This is a genomic window from Bradyrhizobium niftali, assembly GCF_004571025.1.
Classification (GTDB): domain Bacteria; phylum Pseudomonadota; class Alphaproteobacteria; order Rhizobiales; family Xanthobacteraceae; genus Bradyrhizobium; species Bradyrhizobium niftali.
Genome location: NZ_SPQT01000005.1, coordinates 129211 through 147469, shown reverse-complemented (window position 1 = coordinate 147469; position 18259 = coordinate 129211). Strand labels below are relative to the sequence as shown.

14 protein-coding genes are annotated in these 18259 nt (G+C 60.2%); 13 read left to right on the top strand and 1 reads right to left on the bottom strand.

Annotated features, from left to right (window positions below; genetic code table 11):
* Positions 1–411 precede the first annotated feature (411 nt).
* The 11 genes from E4K65_RS12880 to E4K65_RS12830 all read left to right on the top strand — a co-directional run bounded on the left by E4K65_RS12880 (position 412) and on the right by E4K65_RS12830 (position 12448).
* Complete coding sequence (locus tag E4K65_RS12880) at positions 412–1662, top strand: Tm-1-like ATP-binding domain-containing protein (RefSeq protein ID WP_235885605.1); 1251 nt, start codon at positions 412–414, stop codon at positions 1660–1662.
* Complete coding sequence (locus tag E4K65_RS12875; RefSeq protein ID WP_135174576.1) at positions 1655–2518, top strand: phosphoenolpyruvate hydrolase family protein; 864 nt, start codon at positions 1655–1657, stop codon at positions 2516–2518. The genes E4K65_RS12880 and E4K65_RS12875 overlap by 8 nt, the downstream gene beginning before the upstream one ends.
* Positions 2511–4286, top strand: coding sequence for an FAD-dependent oxidoreductase (locus E4K65_RS12870; RefSeq protein WP_135174470.1), 1776 nt, complete (start codon positions 2511–2513; stop codon positions 4284–4286). The genes E4K65_RS12875 and E4K65_RS12870 overlap by 8 nt, the downstream gene beginning before the upstream one ends.
* 132 nt (positions 4287–4418) lie before the next feature.
* A complete protein-coding gene (locus tag E4K65_RS12865; protein WP_135174469.1) occupies positions 4419–4625 on the top strand; it encodes a hypothetical protein in 207 nt (68 codons plus the stop codon).
* Positions 4626–5178: 553 nt separating this feature from the next.
* Positions 5179–6042, top strand: a complete 864-nt coding sequence (locus tag E4K65_RS12860; protein ID WP_135174468.1) for a branched-chain amino acid ABC transporter permease — start codon at positions 5179–5181, stop codon at positions 6040–6042.
* Positions 6039–7259, top strand: a complete 1221-nt coding sequence (locus tag E4K65_RS12855; RefSeq protein WP_135174467.1) for a substrate-binding protein — start codon at positions 6039–6041, stop codon at positions 7257–7259. Before E4K65_RS12860 ends, E4K65_RS12855 begins: the two co-directional genes overlap by 4 nt.
* A gap of 65 nt (positions 7260–7324) precedes the next feature.
* Positions 7325–8335, top strand: coding sequence for a branched-chain amino acid ABC transporter permease (locus E4K65_RS12850; RefSeq protein ID WP_135174574.1), 1011 nt, complete (start codon positions 7325–7327; stop codon positions 8333–8335).
* Entirely contained in the window at positions 8322–9056 is a 735-nt protein-coding gene (locus E4K65_RS12845; RefSeq protein WP_135174466.1) for an ABC transporter ATP-binding protein, read from the top strand. Before E4K65_RS12850 ends, E4K65_RS12845 begins: the two co-directional genes overlap by 14 nt.
* The gene (locus E4K65_RS12840; RefSeq protein WP_135174465.1) at positions 9049–9744 is read left to right on the top strand and encodes an ABC transporter ATP-binding protein; all 696 of its coding nucleotides are present in this window, start codon (positions 9049–9051) and stop codon (positions 9742–9744) included. Before E4K65_RS12845 ends, E4K65_RS12840 begins: the two co-directional genes overlap by 8 nt.
* Positions 9745–9821: 77 nt before the next feature.
* Positions 9822–11078 carry an amidohydrolase family protein gene (locus E4K65_RS12835; protein ID WP_167770765.1) on the top strand — a complete coding sequence of 419 codons (1257 nt, stop codon included), beginning with the start codon at positions 9822–9824 and terminating at the stop codon, positions 11076–11078.
* A 152-nt stretch (positions 11079–11230) separates the two neighbouring features.
* Positions 11231–12448, top strand: a complete 1218-nt coding sequence (locus E4K65_RS12830) for a substrate-binding protein (RefSeq protein ID WP_135174573.1) — start codon at positions 11231–11233, stop codon at positions 12446–12448.
* Between the two features lie 58 nt (positions 12449–12506).
* On the opposite strand, the gene E4K65_RS12825 is transcribed toward E4K65_RS12830, so the two are convergent.
* On the bottom strand, positions 12507–13289 hold the full coding sequence (locus tag E4K65_RS12825; protein WP_126261774.1) for an enoyl-CoA hydratase-related protein: 783 nt from the start codon (positions 13287–13289) through the stop codon (positions 12507–12509).
* A 709-nt stretch (positions 13290–13998) separates the two neighbouring features.
* On the opposite strand from E4K65_RS12825, the gene E4K65_RS12820 reads away from it, so the two are divergent.
* Positions 13999–15324 (top strand): MFS transporter, encoded by a 1326-nt coding sequence (locus E4K65_RS12820; RefSeq protein ID WP_135174463.1) that lies wholly within the window; start codon positions 13999–14001, stop codon positions 15322–15324.
* A gap of 177 nt (positions 15325–15501) precedes the next feature.
* Positions 15502–18138 (top strand): CehA/McbA family metallohydrolase, encoded by a 2637-nt coding sequence (locus tag E4K65_RS12815; RefSeq protein WP_135174462.1) that lies wholly within the window; start codon positions 15502–15504, stop codon positions 18136–18138.
* The last annotated feature ends 121 nt before the right edge of the window (positions 18139–18259 follow it).

The following is an 18259-nucleotide window of genomic DNA, read 5'->3' as shown; positions in this document are numbered from 1 at the left end:
AGCCCCTTGCAGGCGTCGGCCTTGACCTCGAAGCGTTCAGTCCCTTGGGGGCGACAAATCGTGCGGTGAATCGGGACATGGGATTCCGGCTCCGGGGTTCGACGCGCGGTCTCCCCCGGGAAATTTTTGCACCAAGATTGGCTTGATCGTTCCTATTCCGTTTAAGACGAGCCTGGAGGCGGCGTCAATTAAGGGACCGTTTCAATGGGTTACATGGATCGCCTTGGACGAGCCCTGTCAGTCTCAGAATCTAATTGTTTGGGATTTCGAGTTTCTCCGCGAAGCGGCTGCTGCTCATATGGCTGCTTGGCACCTACCCAACTTTACCCAGTTGCGCTCGTATCCGGGCTTATGGGCCATTTTACTTCGATCTAGACCTCCAAATGTCCAGAAACGTCTAGGAGGAAGATCGTGTCTCACCATTGCGCGGGCGACCTGAGGTCGGTCCGGGATGGTCACGCCTCCGATCATGCGGGCAAGGTCGCGATTATCGCAACCTTGGACACAAAGGGCCGCGAAAGCGCTTATCTCGCGCGCGTCATCGAACAGTGGGGCCGCAAGACTCTTACGATTGATGTAGGCACATCAAACAGGAGGTGCAGAAGCGAGGCGGATAGCAGCGATGAACGGGTGGCTGCACCCGCTGAGCTCTTACGGGAAATAGCCGCAAGCGCGCGTGAAGAAGTCAAGGAGCTCCTGCGATCAGGTGCGATCGACGCCGCCGTCGGAGTGGCGGGCGGCAAAGGTAGCGCAGTCTTCGGTGAAGTTGTATCGGATTTGCCGTATGGATTCCCAAAGCTGCTGGTGAGCAGCGCGAGGCCAGCCCTCCTGGCCGAACTCGCCCTCCACCATGACATCATCCTCTATCCGACCCTGGTCGATCTGTTCGGAATCAACGCGTTCACCGAACGCGTTCTGGACAATGCAGGGCGCGCCATTGCGGCGATGCGCCATGTGCCTGCTCGAGAGCGGCGGAAGAGAAAGACTGTTGCGATCACGGCCTTTGGGGTCACGACGCCGGCGGCAAATCGCTGTGTAGCGCGGCTGGCAGAGGCAGGCTTCGACGCGATTGTCTTTCCGGCCAATGGCGCTGGGGGCCGCAAGATGGAGCAGCTCGTGTCCGCCGGTGAGTTCGATGCGGTGATCGATTTGACCACAACCGAGCTCGCTGACGAGCTGGTCGGCGGTACGGCCAGTGCAGGTCCGGATCGGCTCAAAGCAGCTTCTCACCGCATGATTCCTCAGCTTATCGCGCCGGGAGCTGTCGACATGGTGAACTTTGGCCCTCCCTCGAGCGTGCCTGCCGAGTTCAAGGGGCGCCAATTCTATTCGCATACCCCCTTCACGACGCTCATGCGCACGACCGCCTCGGAGAACGAGCGCATAGGCACGCTCACAGCAGAGCGCCTCTCGCAAGCAAAGGCGCCCGCCCTCGTGTTGTGGCCGGCCAAGGGGGTGTCTGACTATGACCGGGACGGTGGAATCTTTCGAAATCCTGAAGCCGATAGAGCCTGGTTCGACGCTGTCAGGCAAAACCTACCGCCCTCGATCATCGCCCGCGAGCTGGATTGTCACATCAACGATCCGGAATTTGCGGACGCGGCCGCATCGTGGATCGTTGAACGACTGACACCAGGAGGGTCGTCCCGTGCGGATGTTTGATCGGCCCGAAATACTCGCAAAGATCACAGCTCAAGTTGCGGCGGGAAAGGCAGTGCTTGCCGCGGCGAGCAGTTGCGGGCTCGTCGCAAAATGCGCAGCTCTGGGCGGGGCTGACATGCTCGTGGTCTACAGTACTGGGTTATCGCGGTTGATGGGGCTGCCGACGAGCCGGATCGGCGATTCCAATGCGCGGACGCTTGAGCTGGCGGCGGAGATCCGCAATGTCGTGTCCTCCGTTCCTGTTATAGGCGGTGTCGAGGCCTGGGATCCCCTCCGGCTCGACCTCGATGATCTTCTGGACAAGTTCTGGGCTGCCGGCTTCTCCGGCGTGATCAACTATCCGACCATTTCAACGATGGGTGAGAAATGGCGTGAGCGTCGAGGCCGCGTGGGGCTCGGCTTTGAGCGTGAAGTTGAGATGATCGCGGCGGCCCGTAAGAAGAACATCTTCTCGCTCGCGTATGTGGCAAGCCCGCACGACGCCAAAGCGATGGCAAGCGCTGGAGCCGATTGCATCGTCCCACATGTCGGCGCAACGCGCGGCGGGCTTGTGGGGCATGAGGAGGGACAGTCGATTGAAGAGGCCATCAGGCGCATCAACGATATCAATGATGCAGCTCAAGCCGTCCGCCCGGACGTCACGCTTCTCTGCCATGGCGGGGAAATCGCTGAGCCCCAGGATACCTCGGAAGTCTACCGCTCGACCGGTTGTGTTGGCTTCGTTGGCGCCTCCTCCATCGAACGGATCCCGATCGAGCGGGCGGTGAAGGCTGCAGCCGAAGAATTCAAGGCCGTTCCCCTCCCGCGAGAGCGTCAGCATTCACTGCAGAATCTGCACCGAGGCACGAATGAATAGCCCAATCACCGAATTGAAACCCAATGCAGCTTCCTTCTCCAAAGCGAGCAAGCCAACGCACGATTTGGAGACGGACGTGCTCGTGATCGGCAGCGGCGCCGCTGGACTGTCCGCAGCGCTCTATGCGGCAAAGGCCGGACTTCGCGTCACGGTGTGCGAGAAGTCTGACCGGCTCGGTGGCACGACCGCCCTGTCGAACGGCATGATCTGGGTTCCATGCTCAATGCAGGCCCGAGCCGCGAAAATCGATGATTCGATTGCGAATGCGAAGATCTATCTGCAACAAGAACTTGGCAACTACTATCGCCCCGAGTTCGTGGACGCCTATCTTGAAGACGGCCCAACGGCGCTCGCCAGCTTGGAGAATGGGAGTGAAGTGAAGTTCACACTGGCCTCCGCTCCGGATTATCATTCCAGCCAAATCGGCGGGGTCGACAAGGGGCGGGCGCTGAGCCCAGCACCTTACGACGGACGGCTTCTCGGCAAGGATTTCGACCTGATAGGTGATCCGATTCGCGTCGTGCTCGGCGGCATGATGATTTCGTCCGGCGAGGTCAGAAGTTTCCTCAACCCCTTCCAGTCGGCTGCCTCGCTCAAACACGTCCTGCGCCGGGTCAGCCGCTACGCAGGCGACCGGCTGCGCTACAGGAGGGGCACTGAACTCAGTGGCGGGAATGCGCTGGTTGCGCGGTTATTGGTAAGCCTGCGTAGATATGGCGTTGAAATCCGGCCACGCTGCCCGGCGGTAGATCTGACGAGGGAGGGAGGGAGAGTTACTGGCGCACTCCTCAAGCGGGATGGCAGAGATCTCCGCGTCCGCGCCTCGCACGGAGTGATCCTGGCAACCGGCGGATTTGCGCGGAACGGGAAATTGCGCGCCCAGCTTAGCGGAGCCCACCAGCACAATGATACGCTCGCCCACAGCGATGTCACCGGCGATGGTATTGCGCTCGCAGGCAAGCTCGGAGCTGCGATCGATAATGACGTGGCATCGAGCGGCTTCTGGACGCCCGTCTCGATACTCAGAAACGGCCGCTCCTCGCAAGTGGTCCCGTACGGCTGGCTCGATCGTGGCCGTCCAGGCGTCATCGCGGTGGGGCCAAATGCCAAGCGCTTCGTCAACGAATCCAATTCGTATCATGATATCTGCCTTGCCATGTTCAATAACGGTTATCCGGCGGACAAGCGGTTCTATTTCATCTGCGACAAGGAATTCGTCCGCCTCAGGGGCATGGGACATCTGCTCCCCTGGCCATGGACATTGAGTATCAACAAGTATGCCCGGTTGGGCTACATCGAGATCGGCCGGACTATTGCGGAGCTTGCAGCGGAATTGGGGCTCGACCCCAACGAGCTCCAAAAGACCGTTGAAGAACACAATGCCCACGCAGCTGAAGGACGCGATCCGCTCTTCAACCGGGGTGAATCGGCTTTCAACCGCACGCTGGGAGATCCGGCGGTCGGAAAGAAAAACCCGAACCTTGGGGCTATCAAAAGCGGCCCATTCATCGCACTCCCAATTGTCCCGGCAACTCTTGGAACGGCCACCGGCCTCTCAACAGATGCAGAGGGGCAGGTCCTGAATGGAAATGGGGCGTCGATCGCAGGTCTTTATGCCTGCGGCAATGACATGACCTCGCCTATGCGTGGAATCTATCCTGGCGCAGGCATTACGATCGGGCCGGCGATTGTGTTCGCCTATCGCGCGATCGACAGCATCGTGCGGTCGGCGCGACAGGGGCAGCCCGCGGCGGCATCCGGAGTGTAAGCCGAGTGTTCTCTCCTGTTCGCCCCGCGACGACGGACCAGCGGTGCGCATGGCCAACCAGCACCGCTATAAACACCTTATGAGCCCTGCCGGGTTTTCATGCAGCCATGATCTCATGATTTGGAGGACACGATGCGCCGCTCACGCAACGCCAAGATCGTCGCAACCGTCGGCCCGCATCAAAGCTCACAGGGAGGCAGTTGCGAGCCCCCGGTGATGCTGAACTGGTCGGTGAAGGAGTTCGCCGACCGAAGCGGGTTGTCATGCGCCGTCATCAGGCGGCTCGAAGAGTATAATGACACGCCTCCGGCGTCCGACGAGTTGCTTCAAACCTCGTAAAACACGTGTGCGGGGGAATTGAATCTACATTTCCGCTGGTTGGCAAGGCAGGTGTTCGGCCGCAATGAGCTTTTCAGTACTGAACAAACAGCCTGCGGCATGGTCAAGTAGTGCGTCATTTCACCTGATTTCTTCCAATGGTTCGACATCGTTCGCCGCGGAACGCGTTTGCGCCCCCTGCGACTCGGTTAGGACATGCGGGTAGCTCTCCTATCGTTTTGGCTGAATTGAAATTGGCCTGGCGAGAACGTTTGCGGCCCGCAGGCGGCTCTCTTTACGCGGGCGCAATGTCGGTTGCCCGGCGAACATTACCCAACATTACTCAGATCTCCCTACCTTTCTCTAGGCAATCTCGCGCAGCATGTCGTGAATGAAGCGCCGACAGGCGGGCCGCCCAAGAAGCCCACCATCGCCTGCAACTCCCATTGCCGGGATGACCTTCTAGGAGCGCTCTCGTGCCAGCAGCCCTTCGTTTCCGACGAGTAGCTCACCCCTTCAAACGATCGGGGTGAAGAAGATGTGCTCGCAATCTCAAGGAATGTGAGGCAGCGGCATGGATACGCTACTTATCGCCATGTTCGAGATCTTGAGCTTCGGGGCGATCGTTGTCCTGGTCGTGCTCGGCCTCGGGATCATTGCCAGCATGATGGGTATCTTCAACTTCGCCCAGGGCGAGTTCGTCCTGCTCGGCGCCTACGTCACTTATCTCATGCACAGCGTTGGTTTGCCGGTCCCGCTCGGCATGCTTGCCGCGCCGGTCGTGGTCGGCGCCCTTGGTTTCATCCTGGAAAAGCTCGTGGTTCGACGGTTTTACGCCGCTCCAATCGTCGCCATGCTTGGCACCTATGCGCTTGGGCTGATCATTCGCGAAGCCGTGCGCGGCCTGACCGGCGGACTCTATCTCTCCGTGCCGGAGCCAATCAGTGGCTCTATCACGATCGGTAGTCTGCATTTCGCCGCCTGGCGCGGCGTCATCGTCATCATCACTTTGCTGGTGATGGCCGCGAGCCATGCACTGCTCGCCTACACCTCGTTTGGGCTGCGAGTCCGCGCCTCGCTGGAGAACCCACAGCTAGCGCGTGCCTCGGGCATCTCCACGGGCATGATCTACAGCCTCACCTTTGCGTTTGGCGCGGCGCTCGCGGGGCTCGCCGGCGCGCTGATCGTGCCGGTCTTTTCGCTGTTCGCCGATCTCGGCATCCGATTTCTTATCCAGGGTTTTGTTGCCGTGATGGTCGGCGGCGTCGGGTCCTTCGCGGGCCCGGTCGCTGGCGCCAGCGTCATCGGCACGTTCAGTGCCTGGTTGCCTTGGCTGATGTCGCCGGTCATCGCCGACGTTCTGGTGTTCGTGCTCGCCATCATTTTCATCAAGTTCCGGCCGCAAGGCCTAATTTCGGGAAGAGGGGTCAACCGATGATCAACGCCAACCGTCAACTGAGCCGCCGCCGCTTTCTCGGCAATTTTGCCTTCGCTTCCGCGGCCATCGCCGCGGGCCCGGGGAGCTGGGTGATTCGCCCGGACTGGGCAAATGCTGCGGAAGGCCCGATCAGGCTCGGCATTGCGACCGATCTTACGGGGTCACTCGGCTTTGCCGGCAACACCGACGCCAATGTCGCTCGCATGCTGGTCAAGGAGATCAACGATTCCGGCGGCCTATTGGGACGCCCGATCGAGCTCCTGATTGAGGATACTGCCTCCGACGAATCCGTCGCCGTGGGAAATGTGCGCAAGCTGATTCAGCGAGATAAGGTCGACTTGGTGATCGGGGGTATCTCGAGTTCGATGCGCAATGCGATCAAGGACGTCATTATCTCTCGCGGCAAGACGCTCTATATCTATCCGGAAGGTTACGAAGGCAAAGAGTGCACGCCCTTTCTGTTCTGCACCGGGCCGGTACCGGCTCAGAATTGCGACCAGTTCATTCCCTGGTTGATCAAAAATGGTGGCAAACGCTTTGCCCTGCCTGGCTCCAATTATGTTTGGCCGCAAACAATTAATGCCTATGCGCGCAAGGTGATTGAGAGCAGCGGTGGCGAAGTCGTCTTTGAAGAATACTACCCGCTCGACCAGATCGACTTTTCCTCTACGGTTAGCCGCATCATATCCAACAAAGTAGACGTGGTTTTCAACGCTATTGTTCCGCCCGGCGTTAGCCCGTTCTTCAAACAGCTCTACCAAGCCGGCTTCTCAAAAAACGGCGGGCGGCTGGGTTGCGTCTATTACGACGAAAACTTCCTGGAAATGAATCAGGCCCAGGAGATTGAAGGGCTCGCGAGCAGCCTCGACTACTACAAGGTGCTGGCGGCGGAGGATGCAGTGAGCGCCAGGATCCAATCGGCTTACGACAAACAATTCCCTGCCAAGTTCCGGTTCTCGGCAGGCAGCGCCGCTACCGGCACCTATCGAGGACTGAAGCTATGGGAGGCGGCGGTGAAGGAGGCTGGTACAATTGACCGCGACTCGGTAGCTGCCGCCCTCGACCACGCCAAGATTGCAGAAGGGCCGGGCGGGCCTGCCGAGATGGCGCCCGGCAAGCGCCACTGCAGGATGAATATGTACATCGGAGTGGCGAAGGGCGGCCAGTACGAGATTGTCGCGCGTAGCGCCGGCCTTGTCGATCCGAAGGAGTGCTGATGTCATCGACCGGCACTGGCATACAGCCGCCGCCACGCGTCATTCAAGCTGCTCGTTCGCCCGTCATGGCATCTGCCTTCGCAGGCCGAAAGAAGGTGCTTCCGATTTTCGAACTAGCATTGCTGATTGCGGCTTCGATCGCACCGCTCGTCCTCCGGGATTACATCACTGTTTATGCGACGCGAGTGCTAATACTGTGCCTCTTCGCGTTGTCGTTCGACCTGGTGTGGGGCTATGCCGGGATATTGAGCTTGGGCCAGTCGTTGTTCTTCGGCATGGCCGGCTACGGTGTGGCGCTGCTTTCACGCGACTTCGGGCTCGGATCGATTTTTGCCGTTCTTCCGGCCGGAGCCCTGATAGGCTTTGTGGCGGCATTGCTGCTGGCAGGCTTCCTGCTGCTCGGCCGTCATCCCTCCAGTGTAGTCTTCGTTTCCCTTGGTACTATGACCGGAGCTTACGCAGCTGACCGCCTGGCGAGAGGGTCACATTATCTTGGCGGCCAGAACGGTATCCCTTCGATCCAACCGATGACCATCGGCTCGCACGAATTGAGCGAGGGACCAGGTTTCTACTACCTGGTGCTCGCCATTCTAGTTCTGATCTATCTTCTGTCGCGCTTTTTGTTGCGATCCCAGTTCGGCCTGGCGCTCGCGGGATTGCGAGAGAACGAACAGCGGATCGCCTTCTTCGGGTACAAAGTGCAACATTTGAAGGCGATCATATTCGCAATCAGCGGCGCGATTGCAGGTACTTCCGGAAGCCTTTATGCGTTTCACGAGGGGTTCGTCTGGCCAAACATGCTGGGCGTGGTCATGTCGACCCAGGTCGTTCTCTACGTCTTGTTCGGCGGCTCCGGGACATTGATCGGTGCGGTCGTCGGCACCGCGATTGTCGAGGGGCTCAGCTTCTGGCTTTCCGACAACTATCGCGATATCTGGCCGATCATTCTCGGCGTTCTGCTGTTGCTCGTCATTCTGTTCCGGCCCCTCGGCTTGATCAGCCTCGTGCTAGGTGAGCGAGAACGTGTCGGTCGTTTCGGACCGAGCCTGAAGGAGAAGCGCAATGCCGCTCCTTGAAGCCGCCGGCGTCTCCAAGGTCTTTGGCAAGCTCACGGCGCTAGACGGAGCGGCGCTCACGGTCGGCGACAGAGAGTTTCATGGCCTGATCGGACCGAACGGCTCGGGCAAGAGCACGCTGATGAAGTGTCTTGCAGGTGCGCTCGTGCCAACCCGAGGCAAGGTGACGTTCATCAACACTGACGTCACCTCGCTTACGCCGCCAGAGCGTGCGCGAGCTGGCATGAGCTTGAAATTCCAGATCACCGCCGTCCTACCGACCCTCACGCTTTACGACAACATCCTGCTCGCGCTGCAGGCCAGGTCCTCACTGCTGGACCTGGCGTTCTCGCGCACTCGAGGACGACTGCACGAGGAGGTCATGACGATGCTCTTCCAGTTCCGGCTCGCCGATCGCGCCTTTGATGCTGCGGCGACCTTGTCTCACGGGCAGCAGCAATGGTTGGAGATCGCGATGGCGCTCGCATGCCGACCCCGCCTGCTGCTGTTGGACGAGCCCACCGGCGGCATGAGCCTGGAAGAGCGCCGCGTCACCGGCGAATTGTTGCAGCCGATCAAACAGCATTGCTCGCTCGTCATCGTGGAGCACGACCTGGATTTCATCCGCGACATCTGCGACCGCTTGACGGTGCTTGATCAGGGCAAGGTGCTGGCGTCAGGGACGGTTGCCGAGATCCAGGCCAACAGAAGCGTCCAGGAGATTTATCTGCGCCGTGCCTGAATTCCTCAATATCAAGCATCTCGACGCCGGCTATGGACGCAGTCAGGTCTTGTACGGCGTCAATATCGCCATTCCGCCGCGTGGCGGGGTCGCCGTCCTCGGCCGCAACGGCGCCGGAAAGAGCACGCTCATGAAAGCGATTGTCGGCGAACTGCCGGCATGGAAGGGCGGCGTGCAGTTCAACGGCCAAGACATCGATCGCCGGCGGACCGAAGTGCGGGTGCGGGCCGGCATTGGATATGTGCCGCAAGAGCATTCAGTGTTCGCGCGCCTCTCCGTGCGTGACAATCTCGCCGTCGGATCGCTTTTGCACCCCGATGGATCGGCAGTGGAGCGGGTGATGAAGATGTTTCCGAAACTCGGCCAGCGCCTCGATCAGCCGGCCGGAACGCTCTCCGGTGGCGAGCGCAAGATGCTCGCAATAGGGCGCGCGATCCTCGGAAACCCGAAACTCCTCCTGCTGGACGAGCCGACCGAGGGTGTCTGGATCGGTGTCATCGAGGAGATCACCGAGCGGTTGGTCGAGCTAGCCAGAGAGATCGCCATCATCATCGTCGAGCAACACCTCGACCTCGCAATGCGCGTAGCGGAGCAGGCCTATGTGCTCGATCGCGGCCGTGTCGCGCTTTCGGGCGCGTCGCAGCAGCTGCGCAACGACCCGCGGCTGTTGACGTATCTAGCGCCGTAGAGGCGTTCGCCGGAGGCTATCTCCATGTCGAAGGTGGCGCATTTGAGTTTCTTGCGATGGCTGAACGGAGAGGGGCGATGTCCGAAACTATGAGCGATTTTGTCAATGCGTGCCAAGTCGTCGATGTCCATGAACATCACATGGCCGAGGTCGCACATAGCGCGGACGTAAATCTGTTGAAACTGTTCCAACAGAGCTATGCGGCTTGGACGAGTCACGTGCTGCCATCCGAGCCTAAGGCAACCATCGAAATGGTATCTATCCCTCCCGAGCCGACCACCTGGGAGGCCCTTGCGCCGTTCCTCGAGAGGAGCGGATCGAACGCATTCGTCCGTAACCTCGTCCGCGGAGTCGCCGAGCTTTACGGCGTCGCCGACACTGGAATCACTCGCGACAACTGGGAGGCGGTAGATGCGTCAGTGCGCTTGCGCCACAAGGAGGCGACATGGCCAAGTGAGGTGATCGGGCGGGCCGCCATCGGAAGGATCGTAACAGACCCTTTTCTCGATCCGTTGATGGATCCGCGGCCGGTCCTTGGGCAAAGTTACGATGCGGTCCTGCGGATTAACGCATTCGCCCTCGGCTGGCACCCCGAATCTCGCGATCATAATGGAAATTGCGGGCATACGTTGCTGCGGCGCCTCGGCCTCGAGGTGAAAACCTTCGATGATTATTGCGACGCAATCCGTGAGCTCGTTGCCGGCTGCTCACGGCGCAATCACATCGCGCTCAAGAACGCACTCGCCTATGACCGGGATCTAAGCTTTGACGAACCGGACGAGGAACTGGCTCGGCAGGCTTGGGGACAAAGGTCTCCATCCCCTGCGGCGCGCAAGGCGTTCTGCGACTTTGTCGTCGACTTGTTTTGCCAACTCGCAGGCGAGGCCGACCTGCCAGTCCAAACTCATCTTGGAACGGCAATCATAAGCGGCTCCCACCCCCTACGCATGACCGGGTTGATTGAGCGTCATCCTCGGACCCGCTTTCTGTTGATGCATTTGGCCTATCCATGGAGCCGGGACCTGTTGGGAATGGCCTTTGTGTACCGAAATGTCTGGCTTGATTTGTGCTGGTCTTTTCTGTTGAGCCCGTCACATTTCAAGCTTGCCCTCCACGAAGCCATTGAAGTCCTGCCAGATGAATCGCGAATGATGATCGGAGGAGATTGTCTTCACGTTGAGGAGACGTTTGCCGCGATACAGGGCGCACGCCGGTTGATCGGTGAGGTTCTGAACGAAAAAGTCGCGAACGGTTACTTTCAGTCGCGAGACGCAGAGCGCTTGGCGATCAGAATCCTTGGCGGGAACGCGAAGGAGTTTTTCAGACTGTCCTGAAGGCTGCCCTTTGTTACGCGATTTTACCCAAACGCGAGCGGAAGAGGCTGCTTGAAACCTAAAATGACGGATAGCTTTTAGGCTGCCGGCCCCGGGGAAAGAGCAAGGCACGTGGATTTAAGGCTATGAGCCAAGGGGAGGTCAGTTCGATGTTGAATGATCGCCGACAACTCAGCCGCCGCCGCTTTCTCTGCAATTTCGCCTTTGCGTCGGCGGCCATTGCGGCCGGCCCGGCCAGCTGGGTGATCCGTCCTGACTGGGCCAACGCCGCCGAAGGCCCGATCAGGATAGGCATTGCCACCGACCTTACGGGGGCACTCGGGTTTGCCGGGAATACCGACGCCAATGTCGCTCGCATGGTGGTCAACGAGATCAACGAGACTGGTGGTCTACTCGGGCGCCCCATCGAGCTCCTGATCGAGGACACCGCGTCCAACGAGTCCGTCGCTGTCGGCAATGTCCGCAAGCTGATTCAGCGAGACAAGGTCGACCTGGTGCTCGGTGGCATTGCGAGCTCGATGCGTAATGCCATCAAGGACATCATCATCTCTCGTGGCAAGACGCTCTACATCTATCCGCAGGCCTACGAAGGCAAGGAGTGCACGCCCAATCTGTTCTGCACCGGCCCGGTTCCGGCGCAGAATTGCGACCGGTTCATCCCCTGGCTGATCAAGAACGGGGGCAGACGCTTCGCGCTGCCTGGCTCCAACTACGTCTGGCCGCAAACAATCAACGCCTATGCGCGCAAGGTGATCGAGAGCAGCGGCGGGGAGGTGGTGTTCGAGGAGTACTATCCCCTTGACCAGATCGATTTTTCATCGACCGTGAGCCGCATCACGTCCAACAAAGTAGACGTGGTCTTCAACAGCGTCATCCCCCCGGGCGTCGGCTCCTTCTTCAAACAGCTTTATGAAGCGGGCTTTTCCAGGAATGGGGGACGGCTGGGCTGCGTCTACTATGACGAGAACACGCTCGAAATGAATCAGGCTCACGAGATCGAAGGCCTCGCCAGCAGCCTGGACTACTACAGGGCGTTCGCGGTGGAAGATCCGGTGAGCGCCAAAATTCAGTCGGCCTACGAAAAGCAGTTTCCTGGCAAGTTCCGGTTCTCAGCAGGCAGCGCCGCGACCGGCACTTATCGAGGATTGAAGCTGTGGGAAGCCGCAGTCAAGGAAGCTGGTACGCTTGACCGCGAGGCGGTCGCCGCCGCCCTCGACCACGCAAAGCTTGCGGAAGGGCCTGGCGGGCCGGCGGAGATGGTGCCGGGCAAGCGCCACTGTAGGATGAACATGTACGTTGGTGTGGCAAGGGCCGGCCAATACGAAATCGTCGCCCGTAGCGCCGGCCTGGTCGACCCGAAGGAGTGTTGAAAGGCCCATGTTACGTGGTCCAGCTTTGCTGGCGCCGCATGCGAGCAGATCGCGGTAGCTAGTTTCCGCGATAGTTCGGCGGCCTCTTCTCAAAGAAGGCGTTCATGCCTTCCTGCTGGTCAGCTGTGCTGAAGGCAAACCGGATCGCTTGGCGTTCAAACTCGAGCCCGGCGTCCAGCGTGGTCTGAAACGCGGCGAGAACTGCAGCTTTGGCAAGTTCAGCCGAACGGGGAGGCTTTTGCGCAATCAGATCGGCTAGTTCGACCGCACGAATCTGCGCCCTGCCGCTTTCGACAACTTCCGCCACAAGGCCGGCCTGCATCGCGATCCGCGCCGTGATGGATTGGCCGCTCAGGATCATCAGCATGGCCAGCGATTTGCCAGCCACGCGTGTCAGCCTTTGCGTCGCGCCGTCGCCCGGCAATATCCCGATGTTAATCTCAGGCTGTCCAAATACCGCCCCTTCGCCTGCTATCACGATGTCCGCGAGCAGTGCCAATTCGTGGCCGCCGCCGAAGCAAATGCCCTCGACTGCGGCAATGAGAGGCTTGGGGAAATTGGCGACATCCCGCCAAGCAGAACGTCGCGCAGGATTGTCGATTGCCTCAAAGCCGCGCTCTCGCATCTCCTTGATATCGGCGCCGGCAGAGAAGAACGCATCGCTGCCACAAATCACGACACAGCGGACATCTTCGTCAATTGCGGCATCCCGCAAGGTCGCGCCTAGATCCACAATCAGTTCGTTGCTCAAGGCGTTTCGTTTCGATGTCCTATTCAGCGTCAAAAGGCGCACGTGGGGCGCGACAGATGTCGACTGGATGAGATCGGACGTCTTGGTCATGGAGCGGTTCTCCTGAAGGAATATGAGAACCAGCGCATAAACTGAAATCGATTTCTTGGCAACGACGCTTCTTGGGCCTGTTTTTGGACTGAATCAGTCCCCGCGCCGCTGGCGCCGCTCGCTCAAGCGGGCTGACGGCGCCCCATGAGGCGCGCCTTAGCCTTGAAAAGCGGCTTGACTCCACCGTTCCGAATTCCTATTGATCTTGAAATCGATTTCAGGAATGGCGTCAAAAAAGGCTGACAAATGCGGGAAACCGGAAGCGTGCGGCCAGCGAGAGCGGGCGCATCTGAAGGATCTCATTGACGCTGCGGCGCTCTTTGACGCCGCGCTGTCCAACAAGAACATCAGCTTCTTCAGAAGTGCGCTTAGAGCAACAGGAGGAGGGTTAGCCATGGGAATGGCACGGAATGTCGCGCGCGCTTTATGCGAGCCGCCGCGCAAATCGGAGGCAACGATGGAGGCGTCCTGCGCCGTTAGGGTCGTGCAATGGCCGCTCCTGAGGCGAGGCCCGCAAATACGCGAAGGGAGGCGGGCTTTCCACCGGCATCCCGGGCACCTTTTGCGCCTGCGCTTCCGCGGTCCGGCCTGCTCAAGGCCGCCGCTCTCGTAGACCCCGCCGCTGCGGGCGCAGTTGGGCCGACGAGCGGCTGCTCGTTCTCGCGCGACCCGCAAAATTATTAACGACATCAATAGAGCCCGAGGACCCATGAACATCATTGCTCAGCCCAGCGCAGTACCCATCCAGCTTGACAAGCAAACTGCCAACAAGCGGATGACCGCCGGCCTTGGAGGAGGGGTGGCGCTGGAGTGGTACGACTGGAATGTCTACGGCGTAATGGCAGCGTTTCTCTCGCCGCACTTCTTCCCTTCCGATGATCCCACCACCTCGCTGCTAGCGGGACTGGCCGTGTACGGGGCGGGTTTTTGCGCTCGGCCGCTGGGCGCGGCTTTGCTGGGGCCGGTCGCAGATCGCATCAGCCACAAGCGCGTGATGTTGATCTCGGTTACGGCCATGGCTGTTTGCTCGCTTTTGATATCCTTGCTGCCCACCTACAAGGATCTCGGCGTCACGGCGGCGATAGCGCTGCTGATCATGCGGCTCATTCAGGGGCTTGCTACTGGCGCTGAGGCTGGTGTCGCCAATGCCATTGCAATTGAATTGGCGCCACCTGGCAAAGAGGGGCACTACCTCGGTCTGATTGGTGGCACATTTATCCAGTTGGGAAACCTTGGATCGAGCCTGGTTGCCTTCCTGGTGAGCGCCTCGGTCGCACCTGAAGCCATGCGCGAGTGGGCCTGGCGCATACCCTTTGCGGTCGGTGGCCTGCTGGGCCTTTTGATCATCTATCTGCGCACCACGGTGCCGGAAACCTTGATCAATCGAGCCATGCATCGGCAAGACGAGTCTTCGCGTATTCAGGAAACGACTGGCGGTGTGTGGAAAACGCTATGGAGCGTCCGCCTTTCGCTGCTCGCCGTCATCCTGGTGATTGGCTCGGTGCAGATCGCCAACTATGCGTGGAACACCGGCCTGCCCAACATGGCCAACACGGTCTTCAAGGAGAACAGCACGTATGTGTACGGGATCATGACGCTGATGGTCCTGATCTGGATGTCAACGGCGCCCCTTATCGGCGCTTTCGCGGACAAGGTGCGACCCTCGCGCGCGTTCACGCTGCTGCGCCTGTTGCTCATCCCATGCTTCTTCCTGACACTGCTCTATTCGGAAAAAGGCATCGTCACGTTCTTCTTTGTCACGGTGTTCGGCGGCGCGATCGTGGGCTTCAACATGGCCCTCTATAATTTCATCGCCACCACGCTGATGCCGCGCGCCGTGCGGACCACCGGAGTGGCTCTCGGGTATGCGCTCGGCGTCTCTCTGTTTGGCGGGACGTCACCCTATCTGCTGGTCTGGTTGCAACGCGAGCACATCGCCTGGATGTTTCCCGTTTACGGATCGTTGATCGCGCTCCTAAGCGTGCTGGTCTACCAGATCGCCAAGAAGCGGGGTCGCCTCTACATCGGTGAATGAACACTCTGCCCCTGCGCTTCGCCGCGACAGACGCAAAGTGTTCGCATCAAGTGCAAAACATAACGGTCATGCTGGGCATGGGCATGGGATTGGCGCAAGCCTCCTTGCGCGAGCAGTCATTCACAAGACAAAGACTGCTTGCGCGGCACCAGAGTTGCTGAAACTGGAGTCCTCAGCATGAAAACACCTTCATCGCCACGCTTCACGCCTGTCGACTTGACGCGATATTTCAACGCTAGGCGCGCAAATACCGGTGAGGGTTTCGCCAACCGCCCGGGTGACACCGGGTGGATCGATTCGCTTCGCGGGCTCCAGACTCATCGCGGCATGCCCTTTCTCTTCGGCAGCGAAACAGGGCCGGATGTGCTGGAGCTGCGCCCCGGGGCCCCTCCTGCCGTAATTGCGTTGCCGCGGGCAATGACGAGCTATGTGCTGTTCGTGCAAGTGGTCGCAGACCGCCTCAGTATAAGCCCCGATGGTTTCGGAGAGATCGGCCCGGCTACGCTACCTGTAGAAGGCAATCCACTCGGCGAGCGGGTGGCGACATACGGGCTCCGCTATGCCGACGGCAGCGAGACCGACGTGCCGGTGCTGCGCCGCTTCGCGATCCAGCAGAACCACATCTCCTGGAGTGCGAGTGCGTTCGCCGCCCTGCCGCTGCGCGGCCCCATCGTGCATGCAAGCACGGGCGAGGACTTTATACTCGGCAGAGCGCCGGGGGCGAGCTTCTTCCAGGGCGAGGCCCGCACCCAATCAGGACGCATGGATCGACAAGGTGAGAACCTGTGGCTTTACGCGCTCCCGAACCCCTATCCGGACAAGGAGCTTTCGGCGCTAAGCTTGCGCGCGGAACAGGAAATCTCGCTTGTCTTTGCGGTCACGACGACAACGCTCACCCAGCACCCGCTGCGCCTCCAGGGCCGTCGCAAGCTGAAGGTGAGGCTGCCGCCCGGGGTTCATCTCAATAAGCTTGGCGAGCTCGATGTCGACGATCGAGGCGAGCAGATCGGCATGGACCTCGGCACGGTCATCTCGGCCCGCGCAGTGCTCGAGTACTCCAGAGCGGATTGGCTGGGCGCCAAAGTTGATGTGCAACCCGTGCGCTCCGCCAACGATGTCATCGTCGAGTACTCCGCGCATCCCGACGCAAGGCTCTATCTGCGCTCCGACGATGGCCGCTCGCACATATTCGATCTTCGATCGTTGGAAGGTTGCGCTAACGCAGGCGGCGCCTCGCTCACCGTGGCAAGAGTCGAACCGGCCACAAGACCGGTCAAGATCCGCATCGTTGAGAAGGGCAGCGGGGTGCGTGTTGCCGCGCGGCTGCATCTCCATGGTGAGCACGGGGAGTATCTGCCACCCAAGGGACATCACCGCAAGGTCAATACCGGCAGGTTCGAGGACTTCTCGGGCGAATTTGCCAATGGGCTGAACCAGTACGCCTACGTGGACGGCAGCTGCGAGGCTGACCTGCCGCTCGGGCCCGTGTTCGTTGAGATCTGCAGGGGTTTTGAGGTGCGCCCGTTGCGCACCATCGTCGAAATCACTGCAACGACGGACAATCTCACCTTTGAGCTCGACCGTGTGCTGCGCTGGCGCGAACAGGGATGGGTCAGCTCTGATACGCACGTCCATTTCCTGAGCCCGCAGACAGCGCTGCTTGAGGGCAAGGCGGAGGGTGTCAACGTCGTCAACCTGCTCGCTGCACAGTGGGGCGAGCTATTCACCAACGTCGCCGATTTCGACGGACGCACGACGATCGGGGCAAAGGATTTCGGCGGGGACGGGGAATTCCTGGTTCGGGTCGGCACGGAGAACCGGATGCAGGTTCTGGGGCACATATCGCTGCTCGGCTACGAAGGTGAGATGATCAATCCGCTCTCTTGCGGCGGCTCCAACGAAGCTGCGATCGGCCATGTTCTGGAAGCGACCATGGCCGACTGGGCGGAGCGCTGCCGTCAGCAAGGGGGCCTGGTCGTAATGCCGCATGCGCCGAACCCGCAGGCGGAACGTGCGGCCGACATCGTGCTCGGCCTTGTCGACGCCATCGAAATGATGTCGTTCAACCCGCGGACCGCGCAGATCAGCGCATTTGGTCTTGCCGACTGGTATCGCTACCTCAATATCGGATACCATCTGCCGCTGGTCGCGGGCTCCGACAAGATGGACGCGGCCGCACTCCTCGGGGGCTCGCGGACCTATGTGCGGCTTGGCGAAAACGACTTCACGTATCGCAACTGGATGGATGCCGTACGTAGGGGGGACACGTTCATCACTGTCGGGCCTCTGGTTGAGATGATCGTTGAAGGACGGCGCCCTGGAGGAACGGTGGCGCTTCCCCATTCAGGCGGCGCCCTCACGATCGACTGGCGGATCGAATCGGTCAGCGTTCCGCCAGCGCGGGTGGAGCTGATCCGCAACGGCCGCGTCGTCGAGGAGATTCGATGTGGGGGCTTGTCGTGCAAGGGACAGCTTTCGCTGCCGATCAGCGAGTCATGCTGGATCGCGCTGCGCGTTCGGGGCAGTGTCGCCGGACGCGAGGCCGACATTGCGGCGCACACCAGTGCGGTATATGTCAAAGTAGGCGAGATGCCCATCTTTGCCACCGCAGATGCAGTCTCGGTCCTTGCACAAATCGAGGGATCGATCGCCTATATGGACACGCTCGCTCCCAAGTCCGACGAAGCGCGACACTCGCGGCTGCGAGCTGCCCTGGAACTTGCGCACCATCGCCTGCATCATAGACTGCACGAATTGGGCGCCAGCCACCACCATGCGCCCGTTCACTCCGTTCACGTTGAACGCGAGCATTGAGAAGCCTCTAGTTCCGTTGATGGTCGTGCAGGCGCGCGTTGCATGCTCAGCAAAGTTGCTGACGGGCGATTGGTGAAATGGAATGCCTCACCGGGTCCCTCGGCGCGAAGGATAGGCCACG

What these genes read in the sequence shown, in the direction of transcription:
- E4K65_RS12865 (WP_135174469.1), top strand. Translation starts at nt 4,419, where the DNA reads ATGCGCCGCTCACGCAACGCCAAGATCGTCGCAACCGTCGGCCCGCAT.
- E4K65_RS12820 (WP_135174463.1), top strand. Translation starts at nt 13,999, where the DNA reads ATGAACATCATTGCTCAGCCCAGCGCAGTACCCATCCAGCTTGACAAG.
- E4K65_RS12850 (WP_135174574.1), top strand. Translation starts at nt 7,325, where the DNA reads ATGGCATCTGCCTTCGCAGGCCGAAAGAAGGTGCTTCCGATTTTCGAA.
- E4K65_RS12855 (WP_135174467.1), top strand. Translation starts at nt 6,039, where the DNA reads ATGATCAACGCCAACCGTCAACTGAGCCGCCGCCGCTTTCTCGGCAAT.
- E4K65_RS12875 (WP_135174576.1), top strand. Translation starts at nt 1,655, where the DNA reads ATGTTTGATCGGCCCGAAATACTCGCAAAGATCACAGCTCAAGTTGCG.
- E4K65_RS12870 (WP_135174470.1), top strand. Translation starts at nt 2,511, where the DNA reads ATGAATAGCCCAATCACCGAATTGAAACCCAATGCAGCTTCCTTCTCC.
- E4K65_RS12860 (WP_135174468.1), top strand. Translation starts at nt 5,179, where the DNA reads ATGGATACGCTACTTATCGCCATGTTCGAGATCTTGAGCTTCGGGGCG.
- E4K65_RS12825 (WP_126261774.1), bottom strand. Translation starts at nt 13,289, where the DNA reads ATGACCAAGACGTCCGATCTCATCCAGTCGACATCTGTCGCGCCCCAC.
- E4K65_RS12845 (WP_135174466.1), top strand. Translation starts at nt 8,322, where the DNA reads ATGCCGCTCCTTGAAGCCGCCGGCGTCTCCAAGGTCTTTGGCAAGCTC.
- E4K65_RS12835 (WP_167770765.1), top strand. Translation starts at nt 9,822, where the DNA reads ATGTCCGAAACTATGAGCGATTTTGTCAATGCGTGCCAAGTCGTCGAT.
- E4K65_RS12815 (WP_135174462.1), top strand. Translation starts at nt 15,502, where the DNA reads ATGAAAACACCTTCATCGCCACGCTTCACGCCTGTCGACTTGACGCGA.